Source organism: Simplicispira hankyongi, from assembly GCF_003570885.1.
GTDB lineage: Bacteria > Pseudomonadota > Gammaproteobacteria > Burkholderiales > Burkholderiaceae_C > Simplicispira > Simplicispira hankyongi.
Window position 1 is genome coordinate 546,682 of sequence record NZ_QXJC01000003.1, and the last position, 14,169, is coordinate 560,850.

Consider the following 14,169-nt stretch of genomic DNA (forward strand, 5'->3'; position numbering starts at 1 on the left):
TGCGGCTGGCCCGCAACGGCCCACCCCGCGTGGGCCGTTTGTCATTGTGCTGGCACACACCGCCAGCACACCTCTCGCTGCGGATAATCCTTGCCATGATCAAACTGGTGGTGGGCCTGGGCAACCCAGGCCCGGAATACGAGGCCACGCGGCACAACGCGGGCTTCTGGTGGGTGGACGCGCTGGCGCGCGAACTCAAGGTGCAACTGGTGCCCGAACGCAGCTACTGGGGTCTGGCCGCGCGTGCCACAGTCGATGGCCAGCCGGTATGGCTGCTGGAGCCACAGACCTTCATGAACCTCTCGGGCAAGGCGGTTGCGGCACTGGCGCGTTTTTTCAAGATTGCGCCGAACGAGGTGCTGGTCGTGCACGACGAACTGGACTTGCAGCCCGGCCAGGCCAAGCTCAAGCGCGGCGGCGGGCATGCGGGCCACAACGGGCTGCGCGACATCCACGCGCAGCTCGGCACGCCCGACTACTGGCGGCTGCGCATCGGCATTGGGCACCCGGGTGATCGTGCCGAGGTGGCCAACTGGGTGCTCAAGCGCCCGCCACAGGAGCAGCGCACGCTGATCGAAGACAGCATCGCCCACTCGCTCAAGGCCTGGCCTGCATTGCTGGCGGCCGACATGGACAAGGCGGCGCAGCAGATCCACACCACCAAGCCGCCCAGGCCCAAACCACCCCGGCCTGTCGAGTCCGCTTGATACTATTATTCTTATAGCTTCTAGCGCTTACTGCATAAGTGCTAGAGGTCTAAAACACCTAACTTTTATACCTTGGCTTCCTGCAAACGCTGGAATTTCTGCCACAGCGTTTCCCGGCTCTCGACATGCGCCGGATCGACGGGGATGCAGGCCACTGGGCAAACCTCCACGCACTGCGGCTGGTCGAAATGACCCACGCACTCGGTGCACTTGTGCGGGTCGATCTCATAGATCTCCGGTCCCATGGTGATGGCCTGGTTCGGGCATTCGGGCTCGCAGACGTCACAGTTGATGCATTCGTCGGTGATCCTCAAGGCCATTGCGCACTCCGTGGGTGATGCCGGGCATCGCGCTGCCCGCAAAAGCGTGGATTATCCCGTGCGGGCCAACGCACTACAGAGCGTGCTGGCTTTGCCGTTAAGCTGCAGACGTAGAGTTTGCCGTTCTGGCCCGTACCTCCATGCGCCTGTTCCTTCTGCGTCGCTTTGTCACCTTGCTGCTCACGCTCGCCGCCGCGTCCGCCGTGGTGTTCGTCGTGCTCGATGTGCTGCCGGGCAACGCCGCACAAACCATGATGGGGCCGGACGCCGCACCCGAGGCCGTTGCCGAGCTGGCGCGCCAGCTGGGGCTCGACCAACCCGCCTGGCAGCGCTATGGCACATGGGTGCAAGGCCTGCTGCACGGCGACATGGGCGAGAGCTATGCCTACGGCAGCCCCGTGGGCGAATTGGTGGCCGAGCGGCTGGCGGTCACCGTGCCGCTGGCGCTGATCGCGATGGCGCTGGCCGTGGCCATGGCACTTGCCGCGGGCATGTTTGCCGCCGCGCACCACAACCGCGCGGGCGACACCGGCGTGATGGCGCTGGTGCAGCTCGGCATTGCAGTGCCCAATTTCTGGCTGGCTATTCTTTTGATCCTGCTGTTTGCGGTGCGCCTGCAATGGCTGCCGGCGGGGGGCTTCCCGGGCTGGCAGGCCCAGGAGGGCGGCGGTTTCTGGCCGGCGCTGCAGGCCCTGCTGCTGCCCGCTGTGGCGCTGGCCGTGGTGCAGGGAGCGATCCTGGCGCGCATCACGCGCTCGGCCCTGCTCGAAGTGCTGCGCGAGGATTTCGTGCGCACCGCACGCGCCAAGGGACTCTCCCGCCGCGCCGCGCTGTGGCGCCATGTGCTGAGGAACGCCCTGGTGCCCGTGCTCACCGTGATGGGCCTGCAATTTGCCGGGCTGCTGGCGGGCACCATCGTGGTCGAGAACGTGTTTGCTCTGCCGGGCCTGGGGCGGCTGGTGTTCCAGTCGATCGCCAACCGCGACGTGATTGTGGTGCGCAACTGCGTTCTGCTGCTGGCCGGCATGGTGGTTGTCGTCAATTTTGCGGTGGACGTGCTGGCCGCGTTCATTGATCCGCGGCTCGCCCGCCGCGCCGCATGAGCGGCCGCGCCCTTCCCCGCCGCCCTTGGCAGCGCGCGCTGCGCCACCCCAGCTTTCTAGCGGGCAGCCTGCTGGCGCTGCTGGTGCTGGGTGCAGCGCTCTTATCGCTATGGTGGACGCCCTGGTCGCCCTACGCCATGGACATGGCGCAGCGCCTGGCACCGCCTGGCGGCGCGCACTGGCTGGGCACCGATGCCTTTGGCCGCGATGTGGCCTCGCTGCTGCTGGTGGGCGCGCGCAGCAGCCTGCTGGCCGGCTTGGTGGCCGTAGGCATTGGGCTGGTGGTGGGCACCGCGCTCGGCCTGCTGGCCGCCGCGCGGCGCGGCTGGGTCGAAGAACTGGTGATGCGGCTGGCCGATTTCAGCTTCGCCTTCCCGGCGGTGCTCTCGGCCATCTTGTTCACGGCGGCCTGGGGCGCAGGGCTGGTCAACGCCATTGCGGCCATTGGCATTTTCAACATTCCGGTGTTTGCCCGCGTGGCGCGCGCGGGGGCGCTCGGTGTGTGGTCGCGCGACTACGTGCTGGCGGCGCGCGCCTGCGGCAAGGGGATACTCCGCATCACACTGGAGCATGTGCTGCCCAACATCGCCTCTGCCCTCATCGTGCAGGCCACGGTGCAGTTTGCGCTGGCGATTCTGGCCGAGGCGGCGCTGTCTTACCTGGGCCTGGGCACGCAGCCGCCGCAGCCATCGTGGGGCCGCATGCTGGCCGATGCGCAAACATTGATGTACCAGGCGCCGCTGCTGGCCGTGTGGCCCGGTGCGGCCATTGCCTGTGCGGTACTGGGCTTGAACCTGCTGGGCGACGGCCTGCGCGACTTACTTGATCCGCGCCTGGCCCGTTCCCGCTGAGAAAACTCGATGTCGCTCCTCACCGTCTTGAACCTGCGTATTGCGCTCGCCACGCCGTACGGCACGGTGGACGCCGTGCGCGGCATCGACTTCTCGCTGCCTGCCGGCGGCACCCTGGGCCTGATTGGCGAATCGGGCTGCGGCAAATCGCTGACCGCGCTGGCGCTGATGGGCCTGCTGCCCGAGGGCGCCAGTGTGAGCGGCAGCATGCGCCTGGGCGGGCAGGAACTGGTGGGGCTTGGCGAGAGCGCCCTGTGCGCCCTGCGCGGCAACCGCATCGCCATGGTGTTCCAGGAGCCCATGGCCGCGCTCAACCCGCTGCACCGCGTGGGCGACCAGGTGGCCGAGCCGCTGCGCATCCACCAAGGCCTTGCGCGCAGCCAGGCGCGCAAGGAGGCGAAAATCTTGTTGGAGCGCGTCGGCATTGCCGACGCCGCACGCCGCATGGACGGCTACCCGCACGAGTTTTCGGGCGGCCAGCGCCAGCGCATCTGCATTGCCATGGCGCTCGCCTGCGGGCCGGATCTGCTGGTGGCCGACGAACCCACCACCGCGCTGGACACCGAAGTGCAGGCGCAAATTCTCGCCCTGCTGGCTGAACTGGTGGCCGAGCGCGGCATGGCGCTGCTGCTGATCTCCCACGACCTGGCCGTGGTAGCACGGCACACGGCCAACATGCTGGTGATGTACGGCGGCACCGTCGTCGAGGCCGGCCCAACGCAAGAGGTCTTCGCCCGCATGGCCCACCCGTACACGCGTGGCCTGCTCGCGGCCCGCCCGGTGCTAGGAGTCTGTCGGACTTGGAGCGTCGAAAGCGAAAACCGGAGGTTTCACCAAAATCAGCCCCAGCGAGGGCAGTTTTTGCCGGATTTGCAGCCCCATAGCCCGGCTATGGGGCAAAAAGACGGTGTTCTCGAAGAGCGGCGAAGCCAAAAATGGACCGCTGCGGCAGATTTGCAGCCGACGATTTCCAAGTCCGACAGGCTCCTAGGCAGCCACGCGAGCACCCGCGCCGCGCTGCGCCCGCCCCTGCCCACCATTGCCGGCAGCGTGCCATCCCTGCAGGCGCTGCCGCCGGGCTGCCCCTTTGCCGGGCGCTGCGCCTTCACCATCGAAGCCTGCCACGCCGCGCCGCCGCCGGCGGTGGATGTGGGCCATGGCCACCGCGTGCGCTGCATCCGGCCAGAAGCCATGGCGGGCGATGCACCATGAACACGATGACTCCTGAAACAATAGCTGCTAGCGCTTATGCAGTAAGCGCTAGAGGCCATTTTGAGCACGAAAATGGCGGCGTGCCGCTGCTCCAGGTACGCAACCTGGCGCACCACTACGCCCTGCCGCGTACGCAGCTGTGGGGGCCGCGTCCACAGGTCACGGCGCTGCAAGATATCAACCTCACGCTGCATGCGGGGCAGAGCCTGGGCATCGTCGGCGCCTCGGGCTCGGGCAAGTCCACGCTGGCGCGGCTGGTGATGGCGCTCGACATGCCCAGCAGCGGCCGCGTGCTGTGGGCCGGCCAGAACCCCCAACAAATGGGCGCGGGCGAACTGCGCCGCGCACGCCGCCATATCCAGATGGTGTTCCAGGACCCTTTCGGCGCACTGGACCCACGCCAGCGCATTGCCCGCACCGTCGCCGAACCCCTGGCTGCGCAAGGCGACACGACCCGCACCGAACAGCGCCGCCGCGCCGCCGAGGTGCTGGAGCAAGTGGGACTGCGCGCCGAAGCGCTGGACCAGTACCCGCACGAATTTTCCGGCGGCCAGCGCCAGCGCATCGCCATTGCGCGCGCGCTCATCACGCGGCCGCGCGTCATCGTGGCCGACGAACCGGTCAGCGCGCTGGACGTATCCGTGCAGGCCCAGGTGCTCAACCTGATGCAGCAGCTGGCGCGCGATTTCGGCGTGACCTATCTGCTCATCAGCCACGACCTGGCGGTGGTGAACCACCTGTGCGACGAGGTGGCTGTGCTGCACCAGGGCCGCATCGTCGAGCAGGGGCCGCCCGCGCAGCTCTTTCAATCGCCCACACACCCGTACACCCGCGCTCTGGTGGCAGCGATGCCGCTGGCGCCAACTGGTGTACAAAAGCCCTTTTTTCCGCCCTCGGAGAACGCCCCATGATGAACCGCCGCACCGCCCTGGCCGCCACGCTGGCCGCTGCACCGCTCACCGGCCCGCTGTCCGCCTGGGCCAAGGACGGTGGCGCGCGCATGGTGCTCGCCCTCACGCTCGAACCCCCGGGGCTGGACCCGACGGCCAACGCCGCCTCGTCGATTGGCGAAGTGGTGCACTACAACGTCTTCGAGTCGCTCACCAAGATCAACGCCGACGGCAGCGTCTCCCCCCTGCTGGCCGAGAGCTGGGAGGTCTCGCCCGACCTCAAGACCACCACCTTCAGGCTGCGCAAGGGCGTCAAGTTCCACAACGGCGAGCCCTTCAATGCCGAAAGCGTGAAGTTCTCGCTCGACCGTGCCGGCGGCGACAAAAGCACCAACAAGGACAAGCGCAGCTTTGCCAAGGTGAGCACGCATGTGGTGGATAAGCACACCGTGGTGCTGATCAACGAAGACATCGACCCCGATTTCCTCTTCGTGCTGGGCCAGGCCACGGCCATCATGGTCGAGCCCAAAAGCGCCGCCAGCAACGCCACCCAGCCGGTCGGCACGGGGCCGTACCAGCTCGCGCAGTGGCGGCGCGGCGCCTCGGTGACACTCGAGCGCTGGCCCGGGCACCGCGATGCCAAGAAGGTGCAGATTGCCCGCGCCACCTTCCGCTTCATCTCCGACCCGGCCGCGCAGGTGGCCGCCCTGCTGGCCGGCGACGTGGACGTGTTTGCCCGCGTCACGCCGCGCAGCGTGGCGCAGTTCAAGGGCCAGCCGCGCTACCAGGTGGTGGTGAGCGGCTCGCGCGCCAAGACCATCCTGGCCATGAACAACGGGCGCAAGCCCCTCACCGATGTGCGCGTGCGCCGCGCCATCGCCGCCGCCATCGACCGCAAGGCCGTGATCCAGGGCGCGGCCGAGGGCTATGGCGTGCCGATTGGCAGCCACTACGTGCCGGGAGCGTTTGGCTACGTGGACACCACCGGCATCAACCCCTACGACCCCGCCAAGGCGAAAAGCCTGCTGGAAGAAGCCGGTATCCGCACACCCCTTGAACTCACCATGACGCTGCCGCCGCCGCCCTACGCGCGCCAGGGCGGCGAAATCATCGCCGCACAGCTGGCGCAGGTGGGCATCGTCGCCAAACTGCAGAACGTGGAATGGGCGCAGTGGCTCTCCGGCACCTACGGCAACAAGAACTACGACCTGACGCTCATTTCGCACGTCGAGCCCTTTGACCTGGGCAACTTCGCCAAGCCCGACTACTACTGGCAGTACCACTCGGAGGCGTTCAACACGCTGTTCGACAAAATCCAGCACACCGCCCGCCCCGCCGACCGCGCCCGCCTGCTGGGCGAGGCGCAGCGCCTGCTGGCGACCGACTGCGTGCATGCCTTTTTGTACCAGCCGCAGTGGGTCACGGTGGCCAACCAGCGCGTGCGCGGCTTGTGGAAGGACATGCCGATTTTCGTCAACGACCTTTCCGGGCTTTCCTGGGCATGACCGACGCTCTGCACAATCTCGGTGCGCGCACCTTGCAGCAGGGCTACGCCTCTGGCGCGTTTTCGCCAGTCGACGTAGCCAAGGCCGTGCTCGCCCGCATCGAGCGCTGGGAGCCGCACCTGCACGCCACCTGGCTGTTGCGGCCCGAGCTGGCGCTGGTCCAGGCACGCGAGAGCGAAGCGCGCTGGCAGCGCGGCGCCCCGCTCTCGCCGCTGGACGGCGTGCCCATGACGCTCAAGGACAACCTCGCCACGCAGGGCGATCCGACGCCGCTGGGCACCGCCGCCGCGCCGCTGTTCCCGGCACTGGCGGACGCGCCGCCCGCTGCGCGCCTGCGCGAAGCCGGCGCGGTGCTGGTGTCCAAGACCACCATGCCCGACTACGGCATGCTCTCCTCCGGCCTGTCGAGCTTTCACGCGCTCGCCCGCAACCCCTGGGACCTCAGCAAAGGCCCGGGCGGCTCCAGCGCGGGTGCGGGCGCCGCTGCGGCCGCCGGCTACGGGCCCTTGCATGTGGGCACCGACATTGGCGGTTCGCTGCGCCTGCCGGCTTCGTGGTGCGGCATCTTCTCGCTCAAACCCAGCCTGGGCCGCATTCCCATCGACCCGCCCTACACCGGCCGCGCCGCCGGCCCCATGACGCGCAGCGTGGAAGACGCGGCGCTGATGATGGCGGTGCTGTCACAGCCCGACGCGCGCGACAGCATGCAACTCCCGCCGCAGGACATTGCCTGGCACGACTTCGAGCGCAGCCCCGAGCATTTGCGCGGCCTGCGCATCGGTTTGTTGCTGGACGCCGGCTGCGGCCTGCCCGTGGACCCGCAGGTGCGCGCAGCCATCACGCAGGCGGCCCGGCTGTTCGAGAGCGCCGGCGCCACCGTCACGCCCATGCAGCCGTTCCTCGCGCCCGAGATGCTCGCCGGCATGGACCAGTTCTGGCGCATGCGCTCGCACCTGGACATGGCTGCCCTGCCGCCCGAGCGCAAGGCGCGCGTGCTGCCCTTCATTCAGGCCTGGGCCGACAGCGCCGCGGGCCTCTCGGGCACCCAGGTGTTCCACGCCGCCCAGCAGTTCCACGCGACACGCGTGGCCACCGTGGCGGCCTGCAGCGCATTCGACTATGTGCTCTCGCCCGTCGCGCCGATCACCGCCTTTGCCGCCGAGCTGGCCAGCCCGACCGACGACCCGCTGCGCGCGCTGGAGCACATTGCGTTCACCGTGCCGTTCAACATGTCGGAGCAGCCGGCAGCCTCCATCAACTGCGGCTACAGCGACGAGGGCTTGCCCATTGGCCTGCAGATTGCCGGCGCCCGCTTTGACGACCTGGGCGTGCTGCGGGTGGCGCGCGCCTTCGAGCAGTTGCGCGGGCCGCAGCGCCCCTGGCCCGAGCCACCAGGGTAGAAAATATTGATCAAAACAGCCTCTAGCGCTTATCCCATAAGCGCTAGTAGCTATCAACTAAATAGCATCAGGTCGCAGCGCGGCTGATCGTCGCCAGGCGCACGGCCAGACCCAGAAACACCACGCCGGCCGCCCGGTTGAGCCAGCGTTGCGCGCGCGCCGAGCGCAGCAGCAACGTGCCAAAGGTGCCCGAGAACACGGCAATGGCGCCAAACACCAGCAGCGTGGCCAGCATGAAGACGATGCCCAGCAGCATGATCTGCGGCGCCACGCTGCCCAGCGCCGGGTTGGCAAACTGGGGCAGGAAGGCAAGGAAAAAGATCACCACCTTGGGGTTGGTCAGGTTCATCACCATGCCGCGCCCGACCATGCGCCAGGCGCTGGCGGCAGGCCGCTCGGAGGGGCTGGGTGCCCTGTCGGGGTCCGCCCCGTCCTGCGATGCCTGTGCGCGCGGGCGCAGCGACTGCCAGGCCAGCCATCCCAGATACGCCGCACCCAGGTACTTGAGCACCGTGAACGCCGTGGCCGAAGCGGCAAACAGCGCCGCCAGCCCCAGCGCCACGGCCGCCGTGTGCACCACCAGCCCCACGCACAGCCCCACCACCACCGCCATGCCGGCGCGCCAGCCGCGCTGGGCCGATTGCACCAACACAAACAGGTTGTCGGGGCCGGGCGTGATGCCCAGCAGCAGGGAGACACCAAAAAAGGCAAGCAGAGTGTCGAGGGTGGGCATGGCAGAACGGGCAGCGCAAAAATGCCATTGTGGAGCAGCGCAGCCGGTTGGTTGAAGCGTGCATCAGCGCATGGGAACGACAAAGACACGCGGTTTCGGTGCGCAGCCCGGGCCTTGGTAGGGCCCGCCATCGCGCTCCCAGCCCGTACCCGGTGAGATCTGGGCGCAGAGGCGCGTGCCATCGACCTTGCTGCGCCACCAGTACCAGGGCGCGGGTGCGGCCCAGGCCAGTTGCGCCAGCAGCAAGGCGCCGATCGTGGCCAGGCGCGCAGCAAGGTTCATCGCGGCGCCCAGGCGGCAAAGCGGCTCAGAAACCCATCCACCGCCTGCGTATACGCACCGGCTTGGCCCAGTTGCGCATTGATTTGCCCATGCGAGAGGGGCTGCGGCAACACCTCGGCCTGCCCGCCCTGCGCCTGGCTTTTGCGCGCATACGCCTGCGCTTGCGTACAGGAATCGCGGCGCGGCGACGAACACACCAGCAGCGTGGGCGGCAAGGCGGCGTGCAACTGCTGCAGGGGCGAGACCCGCAGCCAGTACGCCGGGTCGCTGCCAAACGCCTGATCGAACAGGCGCGCATGGCGCTCGTTCATGATTTCCGGCACGTCCAGCGCGCCGCTGTCGAGCAGCACCAGGGCCTGCGGCGCGCGCGCGCCTGCAGCGCGCAACCACTGCGGATCGCCTGCCACCAATGCCGCCAGATGCGCGCCGGCCGAATGGCCCATGAGCACGAATCGCCCGGCGTCCGCTCCCCAGCCGGGCGCTTGCTGCTGCGCCCAGGCCAAGGCCTGGGCCACGTCCTGGGCCTGCAGGTCCGGCGCGGCCTGCGGCAGCATCCGGTAGTTGATGGAGACCACCACCACGCCGCGCGGCAGCCAGTGCGCGAGCTTCTGGTCGATCAGCCGGCCGTGCGTCTTGTCGCCCCGCCGCCAGCCGCCGCCGTGCACCAGAAACAGCACCGGCGCTGCCTGGGCGTGCGCGGGCAGGTACACATCCATGCGCTGCAGCCGATCCGGCCCATAGGCGAGGTCGCGCAGCACGCGGGTGCCGGCAGGCAGAACCGGCGCCGGCTGCGAGCGGCTGCTATCCGCCTCATCGTCCCAGAGCTGCGCCTGCAGCGCGCGCTGCTGCAGGCGTTCGCGCAGCGGGCCGCCATGGGCTGCAGGTACGAATCCGGCGATGGCGGTAAAGAGCAGCGCCGCCAGGCACTGGACACCACGATTCTTTGGCAGGGAGTTCATGCTGAACCTCGAAAAAAAAGTCTGCCGATTGTGCGCAGCGCCCATGAACGCTGTGCCGTGCCGAAGTTTCAAGCCGTAACAATCCACCCTTCCAAGGGGTCCATCGCGGGCGGCAGGCCGTAGAGCGCGTCGCCTTCGGCATGGCGGCGCTCGCCCCAGGCGGCTTGCAGCAGGCACAGTACTGCGTCCAGGCTGTCGCCGCTGGCGTCCTGCACCAGCGTCTCGGCCTGCACCGGGCGCAGCTGCAGGCGCAGGCCCAGACGCGTACGGCCTGCCTCCAGCGCAGTGAGCAGGTCTTTGCGCGCAATCAAGCGCTCGGGCGTTTGCCCGGCGCGGCTGTCGCTCTTGTAGCTGCGCCGGCCGATGAGTTCGCGTGCCAACAGACCGGGATAGGCCTCCAGCGCCACGCGCGCCGGGTCGCCCGCGTGCAGACCCGGCAGGTGCACCCCCGCTTGCAGCAGCAGCGGCACGCCGGCGTGCAGCATGAAGGCGACGGGGGGGTTCACCCATTTCATGCTCGGGCTCGAGCCTGCGGGGCCATCGGTGGCGCGGTGGGCGAACTTGCCGCCCACAGGCCGCGCAGCGCAAAAGGCGGAAAACCGCGCGCGGATGTCTTCCCGCTCAAGGCGGGCATAGTGCTGCATGCAGGCCTGCCAGCCTGTCGGCCAGCCCAGATGCGCGACCAGTTCGCGCGGCAGGCCAAAAGGCAAATCAAAGCCACCCACCCAGGCGCGGGGTTCGGCCAGCCAGGCGGCCCAGGCCGACAAGTGATCGAAAGATTCAAGCGCATGCAACCGCACGGCCGCGCCGCGGCGCTCGCCCAGCGCCAGCACGATGCGCTTGCGGCGGCTCGGGCTGCTGCTGAAATCGCAGCCGATCAGCAGCACCAGTTGCTCTACACCCGGCCGATGATGGAGGCGGTGGCCATCAGCTCTTCGAGCAGGGCAAACGACACGGCGCCCGAGACGCTGTAGGGATCGAGCTCGGGCTTTTCGGAATACTTCAGCAGGATGGAGTGGTTGATTTTGCTGAGGTTGACCTTGCCCATGGTCCAGCCGCCAAAGCGCCGCTCAGAGATCTCCTCGTAGTGCAGCAGCTCCACGTCCTTGTGGCGTACGTCGCGCTGGATGTGGCCGTACAGCTCGTTCACCGCCGAGCGCCCGCCCTCGATGGCCTGCAGGAACACGCCGCCGCCGTAGCAGAGGATGCCGGTGATGCCGCAACCCGGGTTGTGCTCGCGCGATTGCGTGAGGATGGCGTCGATGGCTTCTGGCGAATTGTCGACGGCGCGGCTGGCGTAGAGCAGGCGTACGAGCATGGTCGGTTCACTTTCCAGGGATGAGCGAGAGGAATTCGCGGCGCAGCGAGGCGTCTTTCAGGAACACGCCGCGCATCACCGAGTTGAGCATCTTGCTGTCCATCTCTTTCACGCCGCGCCAGGACATGCAGAAGTGGCTGGCCTCCATGACGATGGCCAGGCCATCGGGCTGGGTTTTTTCCATGATCAGATCGGCCAGCTGCACCACGGCTTCCTCCTGGATTTGCGGGCGGCCCATGACCCAGTCGACCAGGCGCGCGTACTTCGACAAGCCGATCACGTTGGTGTGCTCGTTGGGCATGACGCCGATCCAGATCTTGCCGATCACCGGGCACAGGTGGTGGCTGCAGGCGCTGCGCACCGTGAGCGGGCCGACGATCATCAGCTCATTCAAGTGCTCGGCATTGGGGAATTCGGTGATCGAGGGCGACTCGATGTAGCGGCCCTTGAAGACTTCGCTCAAGTACATCTTGGCCACCCGGCGCGCGGTGGCCTGCGTGTTGTGGTCACCGTGGGTGTCGATCACCATGCTGTCGAGCACGCCCTGCATCTTGACCTCGACCTCGTCGAGCAAGGCTTCCAGCTCGCCGGGCTCGATGAACTGGGCGATGTTGTCGTTGGCGTTGAAGCGCTTGCGGGCCGCGACAATGCGCTCGCGAATCTTCACGGAGACGGGAACGCCCTCGTCGTGGGCTTCGGGGCGGGTCTCAAAGGGTTCGGAGCGCTGCATGGGCGAATGGTAACAGCCGCGCGGAGCCTTTGCTTATGAAGGTTTTTTGGCCTCTAGCGCTTATTCAGCATGCGCTTCCAGCTATTTAAAGCATAGCATCAGTGCGAAATGGCTCAGTAGGTCTTGCCCGTGAGCCACAAGGCGCTGCGCACCAGTGCAAGGGCCAAACGGTCAAGCACACGCGCCCGCCACGGCCGCGCGGCGTAGGCAGCGCTGTCGATCTGCCGACCTGCGTGCTCCATGGCGTCCACCAGGCGCTTGCGCAAATTCTGGGCGAACTCGGCATCGGCCACCGCCACGTTCGCCTCGCGGGCCAGCAGCAGGCTCAGGGGGTCGAGGTTGGACGAGCCCACCGTCGCCCAGGGGTGCGATCCTTCGGCATCGATCACGGCCACCTTGGCGTGCAAAAAGCTCGGCGCGTATTCGTGAATTTCAACACCTGCCTTCAATAGCAGGCCGTACACCGGCCGGGCTGCGTGGTACTGCAAAAAATACTCGTAGCGCCCCTGCAGCAGCAGGCGCACGCGCACCCCGCGCCGGGCCGCGTGCACCAGCGCGCGGCGAAGCCGCCGGCCGGGCACGAAATAGGCGTTGGCAATGATGATTTCCTCCCGCGCCTGGGCAATCGCGCGCAGGTAGGCGCGCTCGATCACCGCGCGGTGCAGGACGTTGTCGCGCAGCAGCAGGGCAGCGCGCACGCCGCTGCGCTCCTGCGGCGCAGCCGCCTTGGTTCGCGCCACCTGCCGCGCCGCGAAGAAATCGCGCCGCGCCTCGCCCAGGTGGCGCAAGCGCGCGGCGCTGACCGCCTGCATACGCCACCAGGCGATCTGCATCGCGGCATTCGCCTGCGCCGTGATGGGGCCGCGCACCTCAACCGCGAAGTCGAGCCGGGGCGCTTCGAGCCGCCCGTAATTCGGGTCATAAAAGTCGTCGAGCAGGTTGATGCCGCCGCAAAACAGCACCGCACCATCCACCACACACAGCTTGCGGTGCAGCCGGCGCCAGCGCTGCGGCAAGAGCAGCCCCAGCGGCCCAAGCGGCGCGAACGCCTGGTACTGCACGCCGGCGGCGCGCAGGCGCTCCAGCCAACCAGCATCCAGGCCGCCTGTGCCAAAGCCATCGACCAGCAACTGCACCTGCACGCCACGCCGTGCCGCGCGCTCCAGTGCCGCGCCAATGCTGGCCCCGCTGTCGGTGAAGTCGCAGATATAGGTTTCAAACCGCACGCTTTGCGCCGCGCCATCCATGGCTCGCACCAGCGCGGGAAACAGCTCCTGAGCCCCCTGCAGGAGCGCCACGCTGTGGCCGGGAATCAGCTCGACATTGCGCATCTACAGTCGAAACTCCGCCACCAGCGGCAAATGGTCCGACATGCGCCACCAGATGCGGCCTTTAGGCACGTACGTCCCCATGGGCATCAGGCCGCGCACATAAATGTGGTCGAGCTGCACGATGGGCAGACGCGCCGGGTACGTGAACGCGCTTTGCTCAAACTCCACCATGCCAATCTGCGCCAGCGCCTTCTTGACCTGCAAGCCCCAGTCGTTGAAATCGCCCGCCACCACCAGCGGCGCGCCCGCCGGAACCTCGCGCTCGATGAAGGCGCGCAGGCGCTGCACCTGGCGCACCCGGCTGCCGGGGATCAGCCCCAGATGCACGACGATGGAATGCACCGATCTGCCCGCGAGATCGATCTCCACGTGCAGCAAGCCGCGCTGCTCGAAGCGGTGGTCCGAGATGTCTTCGTGCTGGTGGCCCAACACCGGCCAGCGCGTCAGCAACGCATTGCCGTGCTCGCCATGCTTGGTGTAGGCGTTGGTGCGGTAGACGGCCTCGTAGCCCTCGGGCGCCAGGTACTGCGCCTGGGGGAGCGCTGGCCAGCGCTCGAAATAGGCCGCTTCGCTCCGGTTCAGGCTGCGCACCTCCTGCAGGCAGACGATATCGGCGTCGAGCTGCTCTACCGCATGGCCCAGGTTGTGGATCTCCAGCCGGCGCGCCGGGCCGAAACCCTGCACGCCTTTGTGGATGTTGTAGGTGGCAACGCGCAGCAGCGATGGGGATTCCATACCGCCCATTGTGGCGCAGATGCCTCTCCTGGGGGTCTGCCCTATCGCCGGTTTGCGTGCGCCTGCTTACACTGCCTGGCGCCGCAACTCCCT

At 67.8% G+C, this 14,169-nt stretch carries 16 protein-coding genes; 7 read left to right on the forward strand and 9 right to left on the reverse strand.

Going from position 1 to position 14,169, the window contains the following annotated elements; translation table 11 throughout:
• Positions 1 to 95: 95 nt before the first annotated feature.
• A complete protein-coding gene (gene pth / locus D3F03_RS09230; RefSeq protein WP_119109074.1) occupies positions 96 to 707 on the forward strand; it encodes an aminoacyl-tRNA hydrolase in 612 nt (203 codons plus the stop codon).
• 65 nt (positions 708 to 772) lie between these two features.
• Here pth and D3F03_RS09235 read toward each other — a convergent pair whose 3' ends face one another.
• On the reverse strand, positions 773 to 1,027 hold the full coding sequence (locus D3F03_RS09235) for a YfhL family 4Fe-4S dicluster ferredoxin (protein ID WP_119109075.1): 255 nt from the start codon (positions 1,025 to 1,027) through the stop codon (positions 773 to 775).
• Positions 1,028 to 1,167: 140 nt separating this feature from the next.
• Between D3F03_RS09235 and D3F03_RS09240 the strand changes: the two genes are divergently transcribed.
• The 6 genes from D3F03_RS09240 to D3F03_RS09265 are packed head-to-tail and all read left to right on the forward strand — an operon-like array spanning position 1,168 to position 7,988.
• Positions 1,168 to 2,130 carry an ABC transporter permease gene (locus D3F03_RS09240; protein WP_119109076.1) on the forward strand — a complete coding sequence of 321 codons (963 nt, stop codon included), beginning with the start codon at positions 1,168 to 1,170 and terminating at the stop codon, positions 2,128 to 2,130.
• A complete protein-coding gene (locus D3F03_RS09245) occupies positions 2,127 to 2,981 on the forward strand; it encodes an ABC transporter permease (RefSeq protein WP_119109077.1) in 855 nt (284 codons plus the stop codon). The genes D3F03_RS09240 and D3F03_RS09245 overlap by 4 nt, the downstream gene beginning before the upstream one ends.
• Positions 2,982 to 2,990: 9 nt before the next feature.
• On the forward strand, positions 2,991 to 4,193 hold the full coding sequence (locus D3F03_RS09250; protein WP_245960560.1) for an ABC transporter ATP-binding protein: 1,203 nt from the start codon (positions 2,991 to 2,993) through the stop codon (positions 4,191 to 4,193).
• Positions 4,190 to 5,104: an ATP-binding cassette domain-containing protein gene (locus D3F03_RS09255; protein WP_119109078.1), complete on the forward strand. Its 915-nt coding sequence runs from the start codon at positions 4,190 to 4,192 to the stop codon at positions 5,102 to 5,104. Before D3F03_RS09250 ends, D3F03_RS09255 begins: the two co-directional genes overlap by 4 nt.
• Positions 5,101 to 6,588 carry an ABC transporter substrate-binding protein gene (locus D3F03_RS09260; RefSeq protein ID WP_119109079.1) on the forward strand — a complete coding sequence of 496 codons (1,488 nt, stop codon included), beginning with the start codon at positions 5,101 to 5,103 and terminating at the stop codon, positions 6,586 to 6,588. Before D3F03_RS09255 ends, D3F03_RS09260 begins: the two co-directional genes overlap by 4 nt.
• The gene (locus D3F03_RS09265) at positions 6,585 to 7,988 is read left to right on the forward strand and encodes an amidase (protein WP_119109080.1); all 1,404 of its coding nucleotides are present in this window, start codon (positions 6,585 to 6,587) and stop codon (positions 7,986 to 7,988) included. The genes D3F03_RS09260 and D3F03_RS09265 overlap by 4 nt, the downstream gene beginning before the upstream one ends.
• 67 nt (positions 7,989 to 8,055) lie before the next feature.
• On the opposite strand, the gene D3F03_RS09270 is transcribed toward D3F03_RS09265, so the two are convergent.
• The 8 genes from D3F03_RS09270 to D3F03_RS09305 all read right to left on the reverse strand — a co-directional run bounded on the left by D3F03_RS09270 (position 8,056) and on the right by D3F03_RS09305 (position 14,076).
• A complete protein-coding gene (locus D3F03_RS09270; protein WP_119109081.1) occupies positions 8,056 to 8,721 on the reverse strand; it encodes a LysE family translocator in 666 nt (221 codons plus the stop codon).
• Positions 8,722 to 8,784: 63 nt separating this feature from the next.
• Positions 8,785 to 9,003, reverse strand: a complete 219-nt coding sequence (locus D3F03_RS09275) for a hypothetical protein (protein ID WP_119109082.1) — start codon at positions 9,001 to 9,003, stop codon at positions 8,785 to 8,787.
• Positions 9,000 to 9,962: an alpha/beta hydrolase gene (locus D3F03_RS09280; RefSeq protein WP_119109083.1), complete on the reverse strand. Its 963-nt coding sequence runs from the start codon at positions 9,960 to 9,962 to the stop codon at positions 9,000 to 9,002. The genes D3F03_RS09275 and D3F03_RS09280 overlap by 4 nt, the downstream gene beginning before the upstream one ends.
• A gap of 68 nt (positions 9,963 to 10,030) precedes the next feature.
• Positions 10,031 to 10,849 carry a DUF429 domain-containing protein gene (locus tag D3F03_RS09285; RefSeq protein WP_119109084.1) on the reverse strand — a complete coding sequence of 273 codons (819 nt, stop codon included), beginning with the start codon at positions 10,847 to 10,849 and terminating at the stop codon, positions 10,031 to 10,033.
• 8 nt (positions 10,850 to 10,857) lie between these two features.
• Positions 10,858 to 11,280: a BLUF domain-containing protein gene (locus tag D3F03_RS09290; RefSeq protein WP_119109085.1), complete on the reverse strand. Its 423-nt coding sequence runs from the start codon at positions 11,278 to 11,280 to the stop codon at positions 10,858 to 10,860.
• A gap of 7 nt (positions 11,281 to 11,287) precedes the next feature.
• On the reverse strand, positions 11,288 to 12,010 hold the full coding sequence (gene folE / locus D3F03_RS09295; protein WP_119109086.1) for a GTP cyclohydrolase I: 723 nt from the start codon (positions 12,008 to 12,010) through the stop codon (positions 11,288 to 11,290).
• A 113-nt stretch (positions 12,011 to 12,123) separates the two neighbouring features.
• Entirely contained in the window at positions 12,124 to 13,341 is a 1,218-nt protein-coding gene (clsB, locus tag D3F03_RS09300; RefSeq protein ID WP_119109087.1) for a cardiolipin synthase ClsB, read from the reverse strand.
• Positions 13,342 to 14,076: an endonuclease/exonuclease/phosphatase family protein gene (locus D3F03_RS09305; protein ID WP_199665436.1), complete on the reverse strand. Its 735-nt coding sequence runs from the start codon at positions 14,074 to 14,076 to the stop codon at positions 13,342 to 13,344.
• Positions 14,077 to 14,169 lie beyond the last annotated feature (93 nt).

What these genes read in the sequence shown, in the direction of transcription:
- D3F03_RS09250 (WP_245960560.1), top strand. Translation starts at nt 2,991, where the DNA reads ATGTCGCTCCTCACCGTCTTGAACCTGCGTATTGCGCTCGCCACGCCG.
- D3F03_RS09245 (WP_119109077.1), top strand. Translation starts at nt 2,127, where the DNA reads ATGAGCGGCCGCGCCCTTCCCCGCCGCCCTTGGCAGCGCGCGCTGCGC.
- D3F03_RS09235 (WP_119109075.1), bottom strand. Translation starts at nt 1,027, where the DNA reads ATGGCCTTGAGGATCACCGACGAATGCATCAACTGTGACGTCTGCGAG.
- D3F03_RS09240 (WP_119109076.1), top strand. Translation starts at nt 1,168, where the DNA reads ATGCGCCTGTTCCTTCTGCGTCGCTTTGTCACCTTGCTGCTCACGCTC.
- D3F03_RS09305 (WP_199665436.1), bottom strand. Translation starts at nt 14,076, where the DNA reads ATGGAATCCCCATCGCTGCTGCGCGTTGCCACCTACAACATCCACAAA.
- folE (WP_119109086.1), bottom strand. Translation starts at nt 12,010, where the DNA reads ATGCAGCGCTCCGAACCCTTTGAGACCCGCCCCGAAGCCCACGACGAG.
- D3F03_RS09255 (WP_119109078.1), top strand. Translation starts at nt 4,190, where the DNA reads ATGAACACGATGACTCCTGAAACAATAGCTGCTAGCGCTTATGCAGTA.
- clsB (WP_119109087.1), bottom strand. Translation starts at nt 13,341, where the DNA reads ATGCGCAATGTCGAGCTGATTCCCGGCCACAGCGTGGCGCTCCTGCAG.
- D3F03_RS09265 (WP_119109080.1), top strand. Translation starts at nt 6,585, where the DNA reads ATGACCGACGCTCTGCACAATCTCGGTGCGCGCACCTTGCAGCAGGGC.
- pth (WP_119109074.1), top strand. Translation starts at nt 96, where the DNA reads ATGATCAAACTGGTGGTGGGCCTGGGCAACCCAGGCCCGGAATACGAG.
- D3F03_RS09280 (WP_119109083.1), bottom strand. Translation starts at nt 9,962, where the DNA reads ATGAACTCCCTGCCAAAGAATCGTGGTGTCCAGTGCCTGGCGGCGCTG.
- D3F03_RS09270 (WP_119109081.1), bottom strand. Translation starts at nt 8,721, where the DNA reads ATGCCCACCCTCGACACTCTGCTTGCCTTTTTTGGTGTCTCCCTGCTG.
- D3F03_RS09275 (WP_119109082.1), bottom strand. Translation starts at nt 9,003, where the DNA reads ATGAACCTTGCTGCGCGCCTGGCCACGATCGGCGCCTTGCTGCTGGCG.
- D3F03_RS09260 (WP_119109079.1), top strand. Translation starts at nt 5,101, where the DNA reads ATGATGAACCGCCGCACCGCCCTGGCCGCCACGCTGGCCGCTGCACCG.
- D3F03_RS09290 (WP_119109085.1), bottom strand. Translation starts at nt 11,280, where the DNA reads ATGCTCGTACGCCTGCTCTACGCCAGCCGCGCCGTCGACAATTCGCCA.